This is a genomic window from Aminobacter niigataensis (assembly GCF_014200015.1).
Classification (GTDB): domain Bacteria; phylum Pseudomonadota; class Alphaproteobacteria; order Rhizobiales; family Rhizobiaceae; genus Aminobacter; species Aminobacter niigataensis.
On the sequence record NZ_JACHOT010000010.1, the window covers coordinates 89,934 to 110,342 of the forward strand.

Sequence of the window (20,409 nt, forward strand, 5' to 3'; positions counted from 1 at the left end):
ACTGGCCACGGAACCCCTCTCCGGCATTGCAACAGCCGCAAACTATGGCGGCCATTTCGGCCGGTCAACGTCAACCTGATATCAAAATGATGCTTTTTTAGTGGAAGCGCGGGTTTCCCACTGGTTCCAATCTGCATTTGCCTCGGCCAAGGCTTGACGCAGCGCAATTTCTGCCGATAGCATCAAAATGAAACATCATTATGATGCTTCTGATTTTGAAATGCTGCCGACCATGACACCGACACCCAGAGACTACAGCCTGATCGGCCGCGACGCGGCGCTCGCCGAGGCCAACGGCATCGCCGCCGCCGAATGGTACTCCTGCCCTATCCCGCGCAAGCAGCTGAAGGAGCTGATGAAGCGCAGCGACGGCCCCGCCCTGCGCGACACCGCCATCTGGGTAGCAGCGCTTGTCCTGTCCGCCGCCGGCGGCATCCATTTCTGGGGCAGCTGGTGGGCCGTCCCCTTCTTCCTGGTCTATGGCGTGCTCTACGGCTCGTCGAGCGACAGCCGCTGGCATGAAGCCGGCCACGGCACCGCCTTCAAGACCCGCTGGATGAACGACGTGCTCTATTACGTCGCCAGCTTCATGATCCTGCGCGAGCCGACCGTCTGGCGCTGGAGCCACACCCGCCATCACACGGACACCATCATCGTCGGCCGCGACCCCGAGATCGCCGTGCCGCGCCCGCCTGATGTCGTCGCCCTGCTGCTCAACATCTTCGCCCTGAAGAGCAGCCTGATGACGCTGAAGTCGCTGTTCATCCATGCCTCCGGCCGCCTCAAGCCGGACGAGGCCACCTTCATTCCGGAAATGGAGCGCTGGAAAGTCTATCTGGTGGCGCGCATCTATCTCGCGATCTTCGCCGCCGTGATTGTGGCCTGCGTCTGGATGGGCAGCATCCTGCCCGCCATGCTGGTCGGACTGCCCAGCCTCTACGGCGGCTTCATGACCATCTATTTCGGCCTAACCCAGCATGCCGGCCTCGCCGAGGACGTGCTCGACCACCGGCTCAACACCCGCACCATCTACATGAACCCGCTGTTCCGCTTCCTCTACTGGAACATGAACTACCATGTGGAGCACCACATGTTCCCAATGGTGCCCTATCACGCGCTGCCCAGGCTGCATGAGGCCATCAAGGACGATTGCCCCGAGCCTTACCCCAGCACCATCGCCGCCTATCGCGAGATCATCCCGACCATCCTGCGCCAGGTGCGCGAGCCCGCCTTCCACGTCATCAGGCGCCTACCCGACGGCAAGACGCCGGTGCCCTACAACCACGGCGCCATCATCAATCCGGCCGAATAGGCCGTCGGAGACCCATCATGCCGGAACAGTGGATCAACGCCTGCGACACAGACGATATCGACCAGGACGACGTGATCCGCTTCGATCACGACGGCCGCACCTTTGCCCTCTACCGCACCGAGGACGATCGCTTTTTCGCCACCGACGGCCTGTGCACCCATGAGAAAGTGCATCTCTCCGGCGGGCTGGTGATGGGCAACATCATCGAATGCCCCAAGCACAACGGCCGCTTCGACTTCACCACGGGCAAGGCCAAGGGCGCCCCCGTCTGCGTCGACATCGCCACCTATCCGGTCAAGGTTGAGGACGGCCGCGTGCTGATCCAGATCGCCTGACCTTTCAAGCAAGCCCGAACGCCAGCCAAGAGATGAAAATGCAGTCTTCCCAGCCCACCGTCGCCGACCTGCTCGCGCTCAAGGGCAAGCGCCAGCTCACCAAGCTCAGGGTCGAATCGCTCGACGAGGCAGCTGCCGCCAATGCCGCCGGCATCGACATGCTGTCGGTGCCGCCGGAGGTGCTGTCGCTTGAAGGCTTCCGTGCCGTCTGCCCCACTCCCTTCGTCGTCGGCGGCCTCGAGCCCGGTGCCTACATCACCGAGGAGGACTATCTCCGCGTCGCCTTCCGCTTGCTCAAGCTCGGCGCCAACGCCGTCTATTGCGGCGCCAGCCTGAAGATCATCCGCCGCCTGCGTGACGAGGGCATCCCCGTCGTCGGCCATGTCGGGCTGATCCCGTCGCGCCGCACCTGGACCGGCGGCTTCAAGGCTGTCGGCAAGACCGGTGATTCGGCGATAATGGTCTGGCAGCAGACAAAAGCGCTGGAAGAGGCCGGGGCCTTTGCCGCCGAGATCGAGGTCGTGCCGCCCGCGGTTGCCGAGGCGATCTCAAAACGCACCAGCCTGCTGATGATCTCGATGGGTGCAGGCGCCGGCTGCGACGCGCAATACCTGTTCGCCACTGACGTGCTCGGCGAGCACGACGGCCACTATCCCAGGCATTCCAAGGTCTATCGCGACTTTCATTCACAGTATCAGCGCCTGCAGCAGGAGCGCATCGCCGCTTTCCGCGAATATGCAGCCGATGTTTCGAGCGGCGCCTACCCCGCTGCCAGCCACCTTGTCCGCATGGACGCGGCAGAGCAGGATCGTTTCCTGGCCGAGATGGAAAAGATGCCGTTGGTCTAGGGCAGATCGGGAAGGACCGCGGAACGACGAGGAGGACAAAATGGCCAGATGGCGTGTTGCCGGCATCAATTTCGATCACATGCATATGGGCGACCTGCTGCGTGAGGTGCATCAGCATCCCGATGCCGAGATCGTCGGCATCTACGACAGGCAGCCCGAGCGCATGGCTGCCGCGATCGCCAACTTTTCCATCCCGGCGAACCGCGTTTTCACCGACCTGGACGCCTGCCTCGAGGCGACAAAGCCGGATCTCGCGATCATCTGTGCGGCAACGGCCGAGCACGCCGACCATGTCGAGCGCGTCGCCCGCCACAAGGTGCATGTGCTGGTCGAAAAGCCCTTCGCGTCATCGCTGGCCGATGCCGACCGCATGATCGCGGCGATGAAGCCGACCGGGCGCCAGATGGCGATCAACTGGCCGCTCGCCTGGTATCCCAGCCACAACACGGCGAAGCACCTGATTGATGACGGCGCCATCGGCGAGGTCATCGAAGTCCATTACTACGATGGCAACCGCGGACCGCTCTACCACCTCGCCGACAAGGTCGAGGTCACGCCGGAAGAAGTCGAGGCGGCCAAGTCGCAGTCCTGGTGGTACAAGAAGGCTTCCGGCGGCGGCAGCCTGCGCGACTATCTCGGCTACGGCGTCACGCTGGCCACCTGGTTCCGCAACGGCGACAAGCCGGTCGAGGTCACTTCGGTCGTGGACCAGGTCCCCGGCATCGAAGTCGACCAGCATTCCATCACCGTCTGCCGCTATGCCAGTGGCCTCTCCAGGTTCGAGACGCGCTGGGGCACCTTTACCGACCCATGGACGCTGCAGCCGCAGCCGAAATGCGGCTTCGTCATCGTCGGCAGGGACGGCACCATTTCCAGCTACGACTACGAGCCGCATGTCACGGTGCAGACCCGCACGCGGCCCGAGGCGCACCAGATCCCGGTCGACGTGCTCCCCGTCGGTCGTCGCGCGCCGATCGAATATGTGCTGGATTGCCTGGCGAAGGATCAGCCGATCTCGGGCCCGCTCTCCCCGACCCTGTCGCGCATCGGCCAGCAGATCACCGACAGTGCTGCCCTTTCGGCCGAACTCAAGCGCACCGTCGAGTTGCTGCCATGAGCGGGACACCAAGCGAAGACGCCTATGCGCTAAAGGCCGCCGAAACCAGGCTGGTCGCGGCCCCCGACCTCGCCTATCGCCCGCCCCGGCCGAGGACCTATGCGCCGCGTATCGCGCTCGTCGGCGCCGGCGGCATTTCCTTCGCCCATCTCGATGCCTATCGCAAAGCCGGTTTCGACGTAGCCGTCATCTGCAACCGCACGCTGGCCAAGGCCGCCGAACGTCGCGACGAGTTCTTTCCCAATGCGGCGATCACCGACGACCTTGCCGCAGTTCTCGTCCGCGACGACATCGAGGTCCTGGACATCACCACCCATCCGGCCGAGCGCGAAGGCATGATCGAGCGGGCGCTTCTCGCCGGCAAGCATGTGCTGTCGCAGAAACCCTATGTGCTCGACCTCGACACCGGCGAACGCCTTGCCGACCTTGCGGAGCGACAGGGCGTGAAGCTCGCCGTCAACCAGAATGGCCGCTGGGCGCCACATCTCGCCTGGATGCGCGAGGCGGTTCGCACCGGCCTGATCGGCGACCTCGTCTCCTGCCACGTCTCGATCCACTGGAACCACGGCTGGATCAAGGGCACGCCCTTCGAAGCGATCGACGATCTCGTGCTCTATGATTTCGGCGTGCATTGGTTCGACTTCCTGGTGAGCCTGATCGGCGACCGCGCCACCTCTGTCTATGCGACCCGCGCCCGCGCCGCCGGACAGGAGGCACGGCCTCCGCTTCTTGCACAGGCGCTGGTCGAATTCGACGGTGGGCAGGCTTCTCTGGGCTTCGACGGGGCGACGCCCTTCGGCCCGCAGGACCGCACCTACATCGCCGGCACTGGAGGCAGCCTGTCGAGCACCGGCCCCGACCTCGGCATTCAGGCGGTGGAATTGACGACCATGGCCGGTACGGCACGGCCCGCGCTCGCAGGCAGCTGGTTCAACGACGGCTTTGCCGGCACGATGGGGGAGCTTCTGTCGGCCATCGAAGACGGCCGCGAGCCGCTCAACGGCGCCCGGGCCAATCTGCGGAGCCTTGGGCTGACCTTCGCCGCGATCGCCTCGACGCATCGCGGCACACCGGTCGTGCCCAGCGCCGTTCGCAGCTTGGAGGAGGCGAAACGTTCTCCGGGCTGAGCCCGGACCAACGCCTCGTTCCAAGGTTTCAATCGACCCGCAAGACCGTCTGTCGCGTATTTAGACAGGCCCAGCCAACACACGAAGCGGCGCTCCACCCAACCACGCGCCGATATTCTCGAGCGCGTCCCCATAGTAGACGCGGTAGTTGTTTTCAGACACATAGCCAATATGGGGCGTCGTGATCAGCCGATCTGATCGACGGAGCGCGTGATCAGCAGGCAACGGCTCGGCATCGAACACATCGAGTGCCGCCCCCCCGATGGTCCCGGCATCGAGTGCATCGACCAGTGCCTCGGTATCTATGAGGCCACCGCGCGAGGTATTGATCAGCAAAGCTGTGGGTTTCATTTTTCGCAGCTCATTGGCACCGATCATATGCCTTGTGGTCTCGGAGAGGACCATATGCAGGCTGACGACATCGGCGGTTTCCAGCAGATGCTCCAGAGACGGGGCCAGGGTGACCCCGGCATCGAGACAACGGGCGTTGGTCAGGTTGGGACTCCAAGCCAATGGCTCCAGCTGGAAGGCCTTCGCATAGCGCGCAATCACTTGTCCGATGCGGCCCAGCCCGACAATGCCGATGGTCTTGCCTGCGAGATCGACCCCAACCGTACCCTGCCAATGGCCATTGGTCCGTATCGCCTGATGTTCCTGCGGAATGTGCCTGGCCAGCGCCAGAAGCAGACCCCAGGTGAGTTCGGGCGTCGGCGTGGAAATGCTGCGAGTGCCGCAAACCGTGATGCCCTGTCGCGCCGCAGCCGCCAAGTCGATTGCGGCATTGACCATGCCCGTCGTGATCAGCAACTTCAGCCGCGGCAGCTTCGACAAAAGGCCTGCATCGAAACGCGTCCGCTCGCGCATCGCAACAATGATGTCGGCATCGGCGATCGTCGCCAGCGTATTGACGCTATCCATCGGAAGATGACTAAAAGTCAGCTCGACCTTGCCCTGAAGACTGTCCCAGTCCGCGCATTTTCTCGCTGCATCCTGATAATCGTCAAGCACGACGCAATTCAACATAGGACCACCCGGAATGAGCTATTAGTCATGCGTCAGCGGGCACGGGCCGCGACGACTTCGATCTCGACCTTGAATTCCTCGCGGGTAAATCCGCTGACGATCATCAGGGTCGATGCGGGTGCCGGGTCGGGAAAAAGCCGATCCCTCACCGACATGTACGGTTTCATGTAGGCCCTGTCGGTGACGAAGGCGTTGATCCGCACGACGTCCGCCAGGGACATTCCGCCTTCGGCGAGAATGACGCGGATGTTGTCGAAGCAGCGTTCTGCCTGCTCGGCGACATCAGGCGAGATTTCGCCATCGGACGATATCCCCAATTGCCCTGAACAGAAGATCAGTTCGCAATCGGCAGCCACCGCGACGCCATGGCTATAGGCCGCGAGTGGGGGCTGGATCGATTGAGGCAAAAGGTGCCTCAACGCGCTTTTGGTGTCATTCATCTCATGCCTCAAATCACTGGATGCGAAGCCGCATCTCCCTGTCTCTCGAACGAAGGGGACGTGCGAGCGACCTGTTTCGACTGCTGGTTTCAGGAAATCCCGCGGCTCAGTTGGCAGCCTGCTCGGCCATCACTTCCTGCGCCACGCGAAAGCACTCGAGCGCCCGTGGAACGCCGCAGTAGATGGCAACCACATGAATGGCCGCCCTGACCTGTTCCTTCGTCACGCCGTTCGCATTCATTGCGGCACGGCAGTGAATCTTCCACTCGTGCATCTGCCCAAGAGCACCGATCATTGCGAGGTTCATCAGGCTTCGGGTTCTTACTTCGATGGCGTCATCGCTCCAGCCGAAGCCCCATGCCCAGGCAGTCATCGCTTCCTGAAAGGGCCGCGTGAACTCATCGGCTTCGGTGAGGTTGGCAGCGACATAATCTTCGCCGAGTGTCGCACGTCGCTTCGCCACGCCGCGTTCGAACAGCTTGTTGTCCACGTTTTCTACCTTGATATGTTGATGGCGTTCGTTCGCGCGGCGCAGCGTCGGCGATAAACGTCAGACTTCGCTTTTCACGCTGGCTGGATCCAGGCCGCAGCCACGGAGCACAAAAGTCGTCACCTCGGCAACGATGCGCTCGCGGTCCAGGGGTTGCCCCTCCTTGACCCCCATGATCGCGCGAACTTGCGATTCATAGTCGGCGTAATATTGCGTCAGCGCCCAAAGATGAAACATGAACAGGATGGGGTCGAGGGGCTGAATAAGGCCGGTGCTGATCCAGCGCTCGACGACGAGCGCAGCCTTGCGGCGCCGCGCCGTCCACTGTTTCCACAGCGGCGCCATGAATGTGCCGCCACTCAGGACGTCATTTGTCAGAAGCCGGGATTCCTGGGGAAAATCGAGCGCGAAGTCGAGCTTGCTGCGGATAAGCGCCGAGATCGCCTCGACGGGATCGGCGTGCTTGCCCGCAAGCGTGATGCCCTTGCCCCATCGGGTGATGGCGCGGCGCATCACCTCGGCATAAAGCGCTTCCTTGCTGTCGATGTAATAGTGGAGATGCTGCTTGGAGATGCCGGCGCGCTCGGCGATCCCCTGGGTCGACGCTCCCTTCGGCCCATGGAGCGAGAATTCCACGATGGCCGCATCATAGATTGCGTCGAGCACCTGCTTGCGCTTGGCAGCGGAGTACGGCGTGCGTGGTGCATCAGCTGTTTTCATGGATCACAATTCGATGCGAAGAGTGGAGCTGAACGCACGGCTGCAGCACAGGGCAAGTTTGTTCTTACGCTCACGCGGGCTCAGGCAGAAGTCACGGTGATCGGGCTCGCCATCTGAATAGTTAGTCACGCAGGTACCACATACACCTTCCTCGCACGAGGTCGGAACATCAATACCGTGGACGCGCAAGACATCCAAGATGCTCTTGTCGGAGGGCACCACTAATTCTTTGCCGGATTGCGCAAGAATTACCGCAAATTGCCGGATCTCGCCTTCCGCCACGTCTTCTCTGTTGGCCGCGAAATGTTCGACATGCACCTGGTCGGAAGGCCAGTGTGCAGCATGCGACCGCACTGCCTTCATGAAGCCGTCCGGACCGCAGAGATAGAGATGCCGACCATCTGCAGTTCCACCCAGCAATTGGGCAAGGTCGATCTTCTCAGGCTCGTCAGCGGCGTCGAAATGCAGCCGCATGTGCGCCGCAAGTTCGGGACGCCCCAGGCGTTCGGCAAAAGGCAGAAAAGCCCGTCCACGCGCGAACAACGCAAGATCGAAGTCGATGCCCCTTGCAAGCAGGGTTTCCGCCATGGCCATCAGCGGCGTCATGCCGATGCCACCGCCGACAAGCAGAACACGAGCCGAGCCCGGTTCCAACGCGAAATGATTGCGCGGGGTGCTGATCTCGACCCGATCACCAGCTTTGACGCTGTCATGCATCGCCGCTGAACCGCCTCGCCCGTTCGGTTCCCGTTTGACGGCGATCACATACCGCCCGGTCTCGGTCGGATCGTTGCAGAGCGAATATTGCCGAACGTACCCTCCCGGCGCATAGACGTCGACATGCGCTCCCGCATCGAATGCAGGCAGACAATAGCCGTCGGCTGCCCGCAGGTCGAAGCTGCGAATGTCTTGCGTCTCGTCGATGATCTCTTGGACCACGACCTGGAGCCGGGAAGGAGTTGTCATTCTATCCTCGTACTAGGCACTTGCATGCTTGCAGGCGTTATTTGGTCTCAAGTTGCTTCCGCACCTCGAGCCCGACGCCCTTGTTGACGAACTGATCCGTGACGGCGGTCTTGAGGTCGATCTCGCCAGGCTTGTAGAGCCCGACTTCCACCATCTCGTCGTGAAAACCGGCAAGGCGCTTGAGATCGATGGCTCCGAGGCCCTTGTCTACGGCGTCGCCCGTATCGGCGAGGCCTCGCCGTTGGATTTCCGCGACCTCCGCCTCAAGCTTCTCTTCAGTCATCTCCGGATTGTCTTCGCGGATCAGGGCATAGGCTTGCTTGCGGTCGCCGTAGAGGTAGTTGTTCCATCCAATGATCGAGGCATCGACGAAGCGCTGCACCAGGTCCGGGTTGTCCTGGATGAGTTCACTGCGCGTCTCGATGATGTTCGAGTAGGCAGTCCAGCCGTAGTCGGCGAGCATGAATACGTCGGGCTTGAACGTGTCGACGTAAAGCGCTTCCGCGGTGGCATAGGCTTGCTGCACCGAATCCGGCTTGGTCAGGAACGGCGCCAGCGTGTAGTTGTATGGCTTCACCTGGTCGTCGCTGAAGCCGAACTTCAGCTTTAGCCATGGCCACCAGGTGAACTGCGCCGGCTTGCCGATGAACACCATCGGAGCCGCCTTCATGTCGCCGAGTTCCTTGTACCGGCCCGGATGTGCCATCAGTGCCTGCGGGTCCTTCTGGAAGAAGGCTGCCACGATCGTGGTGGGTATCTTTGCCCGGTTGTTTTCCAACGCATTCTGAGGCGACGGAGACAACAGGAAGTCGACCTTGCCGGCCGGCAACAGCGCGCGGGTGTTGACCTGCGGCCCCCCCTGCACGATCTCGACGTCGAGGCCGTACTTCTTGTAGGTGCCGTCGGCAATCGCCTGGTAGAACCCACCCTGACTGCCCTGAGCCTTCCAGTTGGTGGCGAAGCCGACCTTGTCTTGCGCATGGGCCGCCATGCCCGATCCGATCAGACCTCCAGCCAGAGCGGCTAGAGCCAAGCCCATACGCTTGAGTTTAGTTTCAATCATCCCATTCATGGTGTTTTCCTCCCAAGTAGCTGTAGCCGATTGTGACCGTCACTCCCGCCCGACAATCGTGGCCGACTTTCCTCTGTTCAAAAGATCCAGCGGATCGGCGACGCCCTTCATGGCTATCTGTTCCTGATCCGCGACCCGGCCACACTCCTCAAGCGTGAAGGCATGGGCATTGCGAACCAGGCAGCCGTCGGCGGCAAATTCCTGCGCCAGTTCCGCAAGCCGCTCCTGCGAGCTGTAACGGACGAGCGGCAAGCAAGAGACCCGCGGGGCGCCCCCTACCCTGGTGAATTCATGGTGCATCAGGACCTCGTCGCCGTAGCGTGCCATCTGGCGCGTCACGAGCTCCGGATCGAATGGCTGCGCCATCACAAATTGCAGGTAGGTCCAGCCTCTATCCTTCTTGAGCACTTGCAACGTCGTGTGATTGAACGCGCATTCGTGCATCGGAGGCAGTTCCGCATGCTCAAGTTCATCCTCGTCCATGGCGAGAGTGATTTCACCACCGAACGAAGCGGCGAGTGCACGAAACGCTTCAAGATGACTCCGATTGACGACTCCGAACATCGCATGGCGGGCCGCATCGAAATGGGACCCGAGCGACTCGTAATACGGAGCGAAACGCCCCTCCACCGCACTCAACTGGAAAACATCCAGATCTGGGGTGGCGTGGACGACGTTTCCGAACCGGAGCACATCCTCATAGCTCGCAAACTGGGTAATGCAGTGTATCCAGTCTTCCGCAGCCACCAGCCCGAGTTCGAATTCCAGCAGGATGCCGTTTGTTCCCCATGCGTGGAGAATCGCATCCACCTCGTCGCCGGCGAGCGTGATGATACGTGGCTCCTCCTCGACCGTGAGCACCCGTACGGAGCGGACGAAGTGCGATTCCTGAATGATCCCGTGCCGTATCGACCCGATGCCGGCGAGGCCGCCGGCAATGAAGCCGCCGATCGTCGCGATGCGTTGCGTCGACGGAAACATCATGAGTTGCTGGCCGTGTTGCTCCACCGCTTCCTGGATAACCGAGATGCGGCAACCGGCCTGGACGCGGACATAGCCGTCGCCAACCTCGATGATGCGGTCGAGCTTCGTCATGTCGATGACCGCACCGCCGGCCAGCGGCACGCTCTGGCCGTAGTTGCCGGTGCCGCCGCCGCGCAGCGTAAGCGGTACCTGATGGCGGGCCGCCGCAGCGGCGATCGCCACGATCTCTGCTTCATCGCGAGGCTGCAGCACGACGTCGGCGCGACAGTCCTTCAGACGGGCGTCCAGGATCGGTGAGTACCAGTAGAAGTCACGAGATTTGAGCCTGAGCTGCTGCGGGTCCGTGGACTGGGTGATGCCAGGGAGATCGGCCTGCAGCGCCTTGAGGTCAAAGGATGCTTGGGTATGTATCATCAGAATTTCCCCGACCTAGCTTTCGCTCTTGATTTCGCTCTCGTGCCAGTAGCCGAGGAGCCGTTTCGACAGCCAGATGTTGATCATGAAGATCGCCATGCCGCACATCGAGACGAGCACCAGGGACGAGAACATGCGTGGAATCTCGTTTCGGAAGCTCGCTTCCAGAATGCGGGAGGCGAGGCCGGTATCGCGACCGGAGGCACCGGCAACGAACTCGGCAACGACCGCGCCGATCAACGCCAGCCCGCCTGCAATCTTGAGACCCGCCATGAAGAAGGGCAGAGCCGAAGGGGCAAGCAGGTAGCGGAACGTCTGCCAGGGCGTGGCCCGGTAGAGCCGGAACAAGGCCTTGAGATTGTGATCCGCGCTCCGCAGGCCGATCACGGTGTTCGACAACATGGGAAAGAAGGCGACGATCCAGGCGCAGATCAGCAGCGCAGCAAAGGTGCTGTCCACGTAAATCATGATCAGCGGCGCGATGGCGATGATCGGCGTCACTTGCAGCATGATGGCGAAGGGAAAGAAGCTAAGTTCAATCAGCGGCGAAAGGGCAAAGACGGTGCCGATCAACGCTCCACTTAGGACGGCAAGAGCCAGAGCCATCAACGTCAGCCTCAGCGTGAACCAAAGCGAGGACTCAAGGGAGGAAAAATTCTCCACCAGGGTCTGAAGAATAAGGGATGGCGCCGGCAGGATGTACGGTGGCACGGCCTGCTGCCACACGTAAAACTCCCAGGCCGCCAACCAGGCGAACATGGTTGCCAAGGGCAATGCGAGCCGCAAGAATCGCTCGCCGTTGCCGGTCACAGCCGCTTGCACGGCACGGGGCTTTTGGCTTTCAGTGGTCGACATCGTTTCCATCCAGCGTGCTCCTCAGCGCCTTGCTCACTTGCTTGCAGTTCTCGGCGTACTCTGCCGACATTCGAAATTCGTCGTCACGCGGATAGGGAGCCGAGATGGTGATATCGTCGACAACGCGACCGGGACGCGCCGCCATGACGATGATGCGATTGGACAGATAGACGGATTCCCACACGCTGTGCGTGACGAAGATCACCGTCAGATCGTGCTCCGACCAGAGCCTCAGCACGTCGTTGTTGAGCTTGACGCGCGTCATCTCGTCGAGAGCCGCAAACGGCTCGTCCATGAGCAGGACGCGCGGCCGTGTCACCATCGCCCTGGCAATGGAGACGCGCATTTTCATTCCACCCGACAATTCACGCGGGTAAACGGCGGCGAAGTTCGCCAAACCGACCTGCTCAAGGGCTTCCTCGACGAGCGGCTGCGCCGCTTTGCGACTGGTTCCGACAAGCCTCAAAGGCAGATAGACATTGTCGAACACCGTCGCCCAAGGCATCAGCGTCGGCTCCTGGAAAACGAAACCGATGTCATGCACGTGCTTGCTGGCGGCGCCTGACTCCTTGCTCCACTCGATCGAACCCGTCGATGGCGCAGTAAGTCCGGCGATCATGCGCAGGGCCGTGCTCTTGCCGCAGCCCGATGGCCCAAGAAAGCTGATGAACTGCCGCTGGCCGATATCCAATGACAGATCGCGCAAGGCGACGGTCCCGTTGGCGAAGCGCTTGTCGACGCCGCTGATACGGATCAGGCTGTCGGCTTTCGTCATGGTAGGTACAATTCCCATTGCGGTCACCACGCCGGCTCGTTGGTGAGCCATGTGAGGGGCGCCTCATGGATCTCCCGCAGCAGTTCGACGAATCGCTCAGCCACGAACTCAAGCCCCTGCTTGCCCTTGTCGGCAGTTGCTGCGGCAGCATCCCCGCAGGCCCCGCACGGATGCAGATCCTGAATCTGCCAGCCCAGCTTTGTCAGCGGACCGATGGACAAATGCGTATTCGTCTCGGCCAGGCGCTCATGCAGCCCGACGAACCGCTCCGCCTTGCTCATGTCGACGAGGTCCGGACGCAGCGCCAGCATCATCGATGTTTCCTTGTCTCCCGCGTGGATACCGAACCTCGATTCGGCAGCGCTGAAGAGGCCGGACGGCATGCCGAATGCATGCGTGGCGGTCGCCACCGTGAAAAGGCCATGGCGCACACGAAGATCACGCGCAACGATGTCCAGCACAGCGGTTTGCCCGCCATGGCTGTTCAGAAGCACCAGCTTGCGCACGCCCGAGGCCGCAACGCTTTCGCCGATATCCATCAGCACGCGAAGCAGCGTGTCGGCCGAGAGCGTCAGCGTGCCGGGGAAACGGCTGTGCTCATTGCTCTTTCCAACGCGCTGACCGGGAAGAAAGACCACCGGCAGATCGTCCGGCAGCCGCTTGATAGTCTCCGCGACCACGCCCTCGCTGATGGTCGTATCCACGGAAACAGGCAGATGCGGGCCGTGCTGTTCGATTGCCGATACAGGCAAAACAGCGATCAGCTCGTCGCGTTTGAGTTTGGCGAAAGCGGCACTTGTATAGTCGGCCCAATATCGCAGCATCGTGTCCTAACCTCCCAGGTTTCAGGCATCCTTACCATTTGTAAAAATACTTTGCGTTGGTTCAAACCTCGTGTCAAGCCACCTGCCATCACACTGAACAAGGATCTAACCGTCGCCTGATTTTCACCCCGTTTTTGCCCACGGGCCGCAGAAAGCCATGCCCTGCATCACAACCGGCAAAGTGGACGGAGTCTTCGGAACTCACCCATTTCGCCCTGACCGCCCTCCAAACAGGCCCGGCGTGGTCCTCAACGCCCTGCCATGAAACGCCCAATTCGCGGTATTTGCGCTACGAAAGCAGCCAAATCACACCGTTTGACACGGTGCGCCTCCAAGGCGTACTTTCCACATGTAAAAATACTGTACGAAAGATCAGACGTCTGTTTCGAGAGCAACACGCATGCCGGCTGGCATGCCGTGGTACCCAACTTGGTGGAGGCAGGTGCATTGGAGCTTCGTCAGCTGGAATATTTCCTCGCCATTATCGAGGGCGGGTCTCTCTCTAAGGCGGCCACGGTGGTGGGCATAGCCCAACCAGCCCTAAGCAGGCGCATGCGCCAGTTGGAGGAGGAACTCAACGTTCAGCTGTTCTACCGCCATGGGCGCGGCATCCGGCTGACCAGCGAAGGAAAGCAGCTTCAGAGCGTCGTTGCTCCGATCATCCGCGATCTGGAGCAGGTTCGATCTGAGCTCAGGGAAAGTTCCGTCGTGCCTACCGGCAAGATCAGCTTCGGTGTGCCTCCGTCCATAAGTGCCGCCATCGGCGCGGAGATCGTTGCCAAGTTTTCGCGACGGTTTCCCCATGTGAAAGTACACTTGGTCGACGGGCTGTCCGGCTTCATCAATGAATGGCTGACCGCGGGGCGGATCGACATGGCCGTCATCAATCACGCCAGGCGCTCTCCGTACATGCGAATGGACTACCTGATGTCCGTCGATTTGTTTCTCTTCGGTCCGCGCGATGACATCGATGCAATTTCCCCCAATTCCGATGTCTTTCCGACCAGCGATCTGACCAAGCTTCCTCTTCTGCTGGTTGGCCGCCATCACGGCTTGAGACGCGAGTTGGACGGTGCCATGCGCAAGCTTGGCCTCGAGCTCAACGTCAAAGCGGAAGTCGATGCGTTGGTTGCGCTAAAAAACCTCGTGCGCGGCGGCCATGGCTTCACCGTTCTTCCACACGGCCTGATCCTGCCGGAGGTGGGCAACCGCGATTTCGGCTTCCGCCGCCTCGTCGAACCTGGGTTGCGCCAAGACTTCATGATTGCGTTCTCGCTTCAGACACAAACCACACGCGCCATGCGGGAACTGGCCAAGCTGGTTCGCACCGAAGTCAGCCTGGCCTTGAATGACGGCCGGTTGGTAGGTCACGTCGAACAACGCACGACGGCCAGGATTGGCGATTGCGCCGAAAGGCTCCAGGCCGCCCTGTCAGGCGTTCTCTGATCAGGACTGCATTCGTATAACCAGCAGGCATGACTGGCTGGGCGTACGGCGGCCCAGCATTGCGTTCGCGTCCAAGCATGCAGCATGCCCGGCGGCACGAGCCGATAAAGGTCCGCCAGCGTCACAGATCAATCCGCCTCGCGTGTCACGATCTTCCCTTCTGGCCGTCTGTGCAACAGCCCATGGAGGACGGCCCAGCCTGTCTTTGTTTCTGAAGGTAGCGCCGTCGGGCCATGCGACTTAGCCAGCTATACCCAACCAGCATATCTTCTGTTCCCCGCAGGCGCATGGAACCCATTGGGTATCTGCAGCACAGTGGTCCCGACAACAAAAGAATGCACCGCGCATTTGAGGGTCGGCGCGACCAGCCGCGATACATCGCAACCCGACCTTCCCGCCGCACAAGGGCAGGCCCGTCACGACCTCGACGGGACCCCCGATCGGGCAAACCACCAACAGGAGTATATCAAAAACAACGTCAGGCGGGGCCTACGTGACCGTTATCTGCAAGCAACTCTGGGAGGAGAAAAAATGAACGGAATGATAGCAACGAGCCTAAAGCGATTGAGCTGTGCGATGTCGCTGGTGGTTGGTCTGGTTGGGTCGGTCGTGACCGTCCAGGCGCAGGACAAGGTCGCATTCGCGACCAATTGGAAAGCTCAAGGCAGCCATGGCGGCTTCTACCAGGCGGTCGCCGACGGCACTTACAAGAAGTTTGGCCTCGACGTCGAGATCGTCCAGGGCGGGCCGCAGATCAACACCCGCGCTCTGCTGTCCGCAGCAAAAGTCGACTTCCTTTTGTCGGTGCCACAGAATGTTCTGGAGAATTACCGAGCGAACATACCGACGGTCATGGTGGCGGCCCTGCTCCAGAAAGACCCGATAGCGGTGATGGCGCATCCGGGAAAATTCAAGGACATCGCCGATATGCGTCGCGCGCAAACAATCTATGTCGCGCGCCCTGCCCAATTCAGTTGGTGGCCCTGGGCAAAACGTGCGTTTGATCTCAGCGATGATCAGGTGAAGGCATACAACTACACCATGGCGCCGTTCCTCGCCAATCCAGAGTCCGTTCAACAGGCCTATGCCACGTCGGAACCGCTCTACATCGACGCGTTCAAGCCGGACGTGTTCCTGCTCGCAGATTATGGCTGGTCCGCCTACTCCAGCGTCATTGAAACGCGCACCGAACTGGTCGACGACAACCCCGACCTGGTCAGCCGTTTCATCGACGCGACCATGATCGGCTACAGCAATTTCCTCTATGGCGACCGCACTCCAGCCTACGACCTGATTCGAAAAGACAATCCCGAAATGACGGTTGAAAAGCTCGACGCCGAGGTCAACGAGATCCTCCGCCTGGGCCTCATCGACGGCGGCGACGCCGTGGAACGTGGTATCGGCGCTGTCGATCTCAAGCGTTTCTCCAAGTTCTATGACGACATGGTGGAAGTCGGGCTCTACAAGCCCGACGAAATTGACCTCGCCAAGGTCGTCACCGACAAGTTCGTAAACAAGGCTGTCGGCGTCGACATCCGCAAGCGGGCTCAAGGCAACTAGCAGAAGCGGCTCGGGCCATCGCGCGAGCCACCCCGACATGCCAGGCGACTTTCGGCAATGAGCCGAAAGTTGCCGTTGGCTTCGCTCACCACTATCGCCGCTCAGGTAAACTCAAATCGCCGATCCAAAATTGCCGCCAGCGGCCACCGACTCGGGCTTGCGATGCTCACCAAACCAGTTGCGTAAATTTGCGCGCGTCGATCTGTGGGTGCTCTCGCCCCCCACAAGGCTGGCCAATCAAGGCCTTCGCCTCTCCGTTCATGCCTGCACGGAGAAGCCACCATCCACGGTCAGGGATGCGCCCGTCACGAAGTCGGACGCAGAGCTCGCCAGGAACACAACTGGACCGGCGAGTTCTTCCGGCCGACCCCAGCGTTTTGCCGGGGTCCTGTCGATCACATGCTGGGCGAGCCCCGCGACCTCGCTGCGCGCCGAAACCGTCAAGTCGGTATCGATCCATCCGGGCAGGATGGCATTTACCTGGATATTGGAAGATGCCCAGGCGGTAGCCAGGGCCCTGGTGAATTGCACAAGTCCACCCTTGCTCGCCGAATAGGCAACGGAAAACGGCGCTCCGAACACCGCGAGAATTGACGCGATGTTGATGATCTTGCCGCCACCCCTGGCCTTCATGCTGTCAAATACCGCCTGTGACAGGTAAAATGCGCTCGACAGATTGGTGTCGATGACATCCTTCCAGTCTGCCTCGGAATAGTCCTCGGGAGTTTTGCGGATAGCGATCCCGGCGTTGTTGATGAGAATGTCGACGCCCCCGCATTTTTCGACAATGGAAGCGACAAGTTTCCTGCATTCGCTCTCAGAGGTTACATCAGCCTCGAAAAACAGCGCATCAAATCCGTCTGCCTTCAATGCGGCGACCGCGTTCTTTCCCTTGTCCCGGTTGCGTCCGACAAGAACCGGAGTTGCCCCGGCAGCCGCAAGTCCTCGAGCCATCTCAAGCCCAATCCCGCCATTCCCGCCAGTTACGACAGCCACTCGTCCATCAAGTTTGAAAAGGTCCACTCGTTTTTCCTAGGTCTTTGAATTCGTTATGGAAACCCTGCCGCGCGAAGTCGCGCAAAATGGCAACGGGTTGCCAGCCAAGGCTGCTGGCGGATTCACGCCACACTCAGCGCCGCTATTCCGCGCCGGCTGCAAGTTCCCTGGCCCGGGCGCGAAGCATGAACTTCTGCACTTTTCCCGTGCCGGTCTTTGGCAGTTCACCGAAACTGAAGTGACGCGGCGTTTTGTACGGCGCCAATCTTTCTCGGCAATATGCCTTCAACTCTTCGGAATTGACCCCGGCATTCGGCCTCACCTCGATGAATGCATAGGGCGTTTCGCCCCATTTGGGATCGGGCGCGGCGACCACTGCAGCAAGCAGGACGGCCGGATGCTGATGCAGCGCATTCTCGATCTCGATGCTCGAAATGTTTTCGCCGCCAGAAATGATGATGTCTTTCGAGCGGTCCTTGATCTCGATGCTGCCGTCCGAATGACGGACCGCCATGTCTCCCGTATGGAATACGTCGTTGAGGAAGGCTGCGGCGGTCGCCTCGGCATCACGATAATAGCCGGCCATCACGGTGTTGCCCGCCAGCACGATCTCTCCGAGCGTCACGCCATCCGCCGGCACGTCCTTCGCCGCGTCATCAAGGACGCGAACGCGACTGGCCGAAATGTGCCTTACGCCCTGCTTCGACAGTTCGACGGCTTTCGCCGCCGCATCGATCGAGTTCTGGTGTTCGGCGAGCGTCTGCATGGTCACCGGCCCGAAAGATTCAGTAAGACCGTACAGGTGCGTGAGGTCAAAACCCAACGCATCGAGTTCATTGATCAAGGTGCTGGTCGGAGCCGCCCCCCCCATGGCGACATTGACGCGCCGCGCCGGGTCGTGACCTTCTCGCGCCGGGTGATTGAGAAGCATGTAAAGCACGACCGGCGCGCAGGACATGTGCGTGACGCCATGTCTTGCTATCTCGGCAAAGACAACGCCCGGGTCGACCTTGTCGAGGCAGACATGCAGCGCACCGGCCGCCGTGACGGCCCAGGTGTGGCACCACCCGTTGCAATGGAACATCGGCAGCGTCCACAGATAGGCGGAACGCGAATTGAGCCCGAGGGCCAAGACATTGCCGATCGAATTGAGGTAGGCGCCGCGGTGATGGCAAACCACACCCTTCGGGTCGCCCGTGGTTCCTGAGGTGTAGTTCAGGCTGATGGGCTGCCATTCGTCGACGACGGCCGAGTTCTCGAGCGCTATGTCGATGCCGTCGTCGGCGAGAAGGTCGAGCACATCCAGGCTGGCATGCCGTTCGCCATCGTCAGCGAAAACGACGCATTGAACGTTTTTGGCCTTCGCGGCCAGGCTGGCGACGTCACGGCTCGCGGCATCGCTAAGAACCATTCGGCTTTCGGCATGGTTGAGAATGAAGCCGACGGCGTCGGCATCGAGCCGCGTGTTGACGGTGTTGAGAACCGCCCCGATCATCGGCACGGCATAATGCGCGGCAAGCATCTCGGGCCGGTTTCCGGCCATGACGGAGACGACGTCTCCTGCCTGCACGCCTCGCTCTTTCAAGAAACGGCATAGCCGGCCGACCATCCGGGCAAACTCGCGATAAGTCCAACGTCTGTCGCGCCAGGCAACCGCCGGACGCGTCGGAAAAACTTCGACCGATCGCAGCAGGAAATCCACCGGCGTAAGCGCAACGCAGTTCGCCGGGCGCGCCGACAGATGTGGTTCCAGACGCATTGATAATTCTCCCCCTCTTCGGCCGGCGCCTTGGCACGATAGCCAGCGCCACCCCAATCACATCGACAAGACGATTTTTCCGGACACTTCCCGCGCGGCGAGCGCGTTCAAAGCGAGCCCGGCTTCTTCGAGGCAGAACCGCCTCTGAATCGACGGTTTGATCTTCCTGCGGACATAAAGATCAGTCAGTTCGGCGACGGATTCATGATGCCGCTGCGGATCACGCTCCATTGCCGCGCCCCAAAACACGCCCCTCACGTCGCAACCTTTCAGCAGCGGCAGGTTGAGGGGAAGACTTGGCACACCCGCCGCAAAGCCTACGACCAGGTAACGGCCCTGCCAGCCAATCGACCGCATGGCCGGCTCGGCATATTCTCCCCCGACGGCATCGTACACGACCGACGCACCATCCGGGCCGCAGGCAGCCTTGAACAAGCCGGCCAGGCGTTTCTGGCCCTCGCGCCCCAGTTCGCCGCGCGGATAGAGCACGGTCTCATCCGCCCCAAGCAACCGGGCGATCCCCAGCTTCTCTTCGGTTGAGGCAGCCGCGACGACTTTGGCGCCCAGGGCCTTGGCGAGTTCGACCGCCGCCAGCCCCACGCCCCCGCCGGCTCCCAGCACCAGCAGGGTTTCGCCCTGCCCCAGTGCCGAGCGGTCGCGCAAGGCGTGATAGGCCGTGCAGTAGGCCATCAGGAAGGCTGCGGCGTCGTCGTATGACATGCTGTCGGGAATGGGCGAACAACGAGCAGCGTCGACGCAGACATATTCTGCCATGCCGCCCCAGCCGAGCATCGCCATGACCCGGTTGCCGACACAAGGCCAACTCACGGCTTCGCCGACCGCCTCGACAATTCCTGAGACTTCGGCACCCGGAGAGAATGGACGCTCGGGCCTGTATTGATAGCGGTCGTCGATAATCAGCAAATCCGGATAATTGATCCCGACTGCCCGAACCCGGATGCGCACCTGGCCGGGCGCGGGCTCAGGTATAGGCACGCGCCTCAATGCGAGCGTTTCTGGCCCGCCAGCCTTCTCGCTGAGGACCGCCGCCATCGTGTCTTGAGGCTCTGACGCCTGCGTCATGTTGCGAGCGCTCCCAGCCCAACGTAGAGCTCGAGCGCTTCGGGGTTTGCCAGCGCTTCCTGGTTCTTGACGGGTCGGCCATGGACGATGTCGCGGACGGCGAGTTCGGTGATCTTGCCCGACTTGGTGCGCGGGATGTCGGCGACGGCGACGATCTTCGCCGGCACGTGGCGCGGGCTGGCGCCGGTGCGGATTTTGGTGCGGATGCGCTTTTCCAGCTCCGCGTCCAGCGAAACGCCCGGGGCGAGGCGGACGAACAGCAC

Annotated in this window: 21 protein-coding genes; 7 read left to right on the plus strand and 14 right to left on the minus strand. The window is 61.3% G+C overall.

Going from position 1 to position 20,409, the window contains the following annotated elements:
• The first annotated feature begins 187 nt into the window (after positions 1–187).
• Genes GGQ99_RS24395 through GGQ99_RS24415 form a run of 5 tightly spaced genes read left to right on the plus strand, consistent with a single transcriptional unit; the run spans position 188 to position 4,739 of the window.
• A complete protein-coding gene (locus GGQ99_RS24395) occupies positions 188–1,312 on the plus strand; it encodes a fatty acid desaturase family protein (protein WP_246389726.1) in 1,125 nt (374 codons plus the stop codon).
• A 17-nt stretch (positions 1,313–1,329) separates the two neighbouring features.
• Positions 1,330–1,647, plus strand: a complete 318-nt coding sequence (locus GGQ99_RS24400; RefSeq protein ID WP_183264545.1) for a MocE family 2Fe-2S type ferredoxin — start codon at positions 1,330–1,332, stop codon at positions 1,645–1,647.
• A gap of 38 nt (positions 1,648–1,685) precedes the next feature.
• On the plus strand, positions 1,686–2,495 hold the full coding sequence (locus GGQ99_RS24405) for a 3-methyl-2-oxobutanoate hydroxymethyltransferase (RefSeq protein WP_183264546.1): 810 nt from the start codon (positions 1,686–1,688) through the stop codon (positions 2,493–2,495).
• A 40-nt stretch (positions 2,496–2,535) separates the two neighbouring features.
• Entirely contained in the window at positions 2,536–3,612 is a 1,077-nt protein-coding gene (locus GGQ99_RS24410; protein WP_183264547.1) for a Gfo/Idh/MocA family protein, read from the plus strand.
• The gene (locus GGQ99_RS24415) at positions 3,609–4,739 is read left to right on the plus strand and encodes a Gfo/Idh/MocA family protein (protein ID WP_183264548.1); all 1,131 of its coding nucleotides are present in this window, start codon (positions 3,609–3,611) and stop codon (positions 4,737–4,739) included. Before GGQ99_RS24410 ends, GGQ99_RS24415 begins: the two co-directional genes overlap by 4 nt.
• Positions 4,740–4,799: 60 nt before the next feature.
• Here GGQ99_RS24415 and GGQ99_RS24420 read toward each other — a convergent pair whose 3' ends face one another.
• The 10 genes from GGQ99_RS24420 to GGQ99_RS24465 form a co-directional block, all read right to left on the minus strand.
• On the minus strand, positions 4,800–5,747 hold the full coding sequence (locus GGQ99_RS24420) for a D-2-hydroxyacid dehydrogenase family protein (protein ID WP_343061777.1): 948 nt from the start codon (positions 5,745–5,747) through the stop codon (positions 4,800–4,802).
• A gap of 47 nt (positions 5,748–5,794) precedes the next feature.
• Positions 5,795–6,202, minus strand: a complete 408-nt coding sequence (locus tag GGQ99_RS24425; protein WP_183264550.1) for a RidA family protein — start codon at positions 6,200–6,202, stop codon at positions 5,795–5,797.
• A 106-nt stretch (positions 6,203–6,308) separates the two neighbouring features.
• Complete coding sequence (locus GGQ99_RS24430) at positions 6,309–6,692, minus strand: carboxymuconolactone decarboxylase family protein (RefSeq protein WP_183264551.1); 384 nt, start codon at positions 6,690–6,692, stop codon at positions 6,309–6,311.
• Positions 6,693–6,752: 60 nt separating this feature from the next.
• A complete protein-coding gene (locus tag GGQ99_RS24435; protein ID WP_183264552.1) occupies positions 6,753–7,412 on the minus strand; it encodes a TetR family transcriptional regulator C-terminal domain-containing protein in 660 nt (219 codons plus the stop codon).
• Between the two features lie 3 nt (positions 7,413–7,415).
• Positions 7,416–8,378, minus strand: coding sequence for a PDR/VanB family oxidoreductase (locus GGQ99_RS24440; protein ID WP_183264553.1), 963 nt, complete (start codon positions 8,376–8,378; stop codon positions 7,416–7,418).
• A 37-nt stretch (positions 8,379–8,415) separates the two neighbouring features.
• Complete coding sequence (locus GGQ99_RS24445) at positions 8,416–9,450, minus strand: ABC transporter substrate-binding protein (RefSeq protein ID WP_246389727.1); 1,035 nt, start codon at positions 9,448–9,450, stop codon at positions 8,416–8,418.
• Positions 9,451–9,489: 39 nt separating this feature from the next.
• On the minus strand, positions 9,490–10,848 hold the full coding sequence (locus tag GGQ99_RS24450) for an FAD-binding oxidoreductase (protein ID WP_183264554.1): 1,359 nt from the start codon (positions 10,846–10,848) through the stop codon (positions 9,490–9,492).
• A gap of 15 nt (positions 10,849–10,863) precedes the next feature.
• Positions 10,864–11,703 carry an ABC transporter permease gene (locus GGQ99_RS24455; protein ID WP_108609729.1) on the minus strand — a complete coding sequence of 280 codons (840 nt, stop codon included), beginning with the start codon at positions 11,701–11,703 and terminating at the stop codon, positions 10,864–10,866.
• On the minus strand, positions 11,690–12,496 hold the full coding sequence (locus GGQ99_RS24460) for an ABC transporter ATP-binding protein (RefSeq protein WP_108606944.1): 807 nt from the start codon (positions 12,494–12,496) through the stop codon (positions 11,690–11,692). The genes GGQ99_RS24455 and GGQ99_RS24460 overlap by 14 nt, the downstream gene beginning before the upstream one ends.
• A gap of 5 nt (positions 12,497–12,501) precedes the next feature.
• Complete coding sequence (locus GGQ99_RS24465) at positions 12,502–13,302, minus strand: creatininase family protein (protein ID WP_108606943.1); 801 nt, start codon at positions 13,300–13,302, stop codon at positions 12,502–12,504.
• A gap of 447 nt (positions 13,303–13,749) precedes the next feature.
• Here GGQ99_RS24465 and GGQ99_RS24470 point away from each other — a divergent pair, with 447 nt between their 5' ends.
• Together GGQ99_RS24470 and GGQ99_RS24475 are read left to right on the plus strand one after the other, a co-directional pair.
• Positions 13,750–14,748 carry a LysR family transcriptional regulator gene (locus tag GGQ99_RS24470; protein WP_183264555.1) on the plus strand — a complete coding sequence of 333 codons (999 nt, stop codon included), beginning with the start codon at positions 13,750–13,752 and terminating at the stop codon, positions 14,746–14,748.
• A 297-nt stretch (positions 14,749–15,045) separates the two neighbouring features.
• A complete protein-coding gene (locus GGQ99_RS24475) occupies positions 15,046–16,308 on the plus strand; it encodes an ABC transporter substrate-binding protein (RefSeq protein ID WP_246389729.1) in 1,263 nt (420 codons plus the stop codon).
• A gap of 258 nt (positions 16,309–16,566) precedes the next feature.
• On the opposite strand, the gene GGQ99_RS24480 is transcribed toward GGQ99_RS24475, so the two are convergent.
• The 4 genes from GGQ99_RS24480 to GGQ99_RS24495 all read right to left on the minus strand — a co-directional run.
• Positions 16,567–17,331, minus strand: coding sequence for an SDR family NAD(P)-dependent oxidoreductase (locus GGQ99_RS24480; protein WP_183264556.1), 765 nt, complete (start codon positions 17,329–17,331; stop codon positions 16,567–16,569).
• A 115-nt stretch (positions 17,332–17,446) separates the two neighbouring features.
• A complete protein-coding gene (locus GGQ99_RS24485) occupies positions 17,447–19,063 on the minus strand; it encodes an AMP-binding protein (protein ID WP_183264557.1) in 1,617 nt (538 codons plus the stop codon).
• 57 nt (positions 19,064–19,120) lie between these two features.
• Positions 19,121–20,146: an NADPH:quinone oxidoreductase family protein gene (locus GGQ99_RS24490; protein ID WP_246389730.1), complete on the minus strand. Its 1,026-nt coding sequence runs from the start codon at positions 20,144–20,146 to the stop codon at positions 19,121–19,123.
• Positions 20,143–20,409, minus strand: a 267-nt coding sequence (locus GGQ99_RS24495; RefSeq protein WP_425486858.1) for an AMP-binding enzyme, incomplete at its 5' end; no start/stop codon positions are given. The genes GGQ99_RS24490 and GGQ99_RS24495, both read right to left, overlap by 4 nt.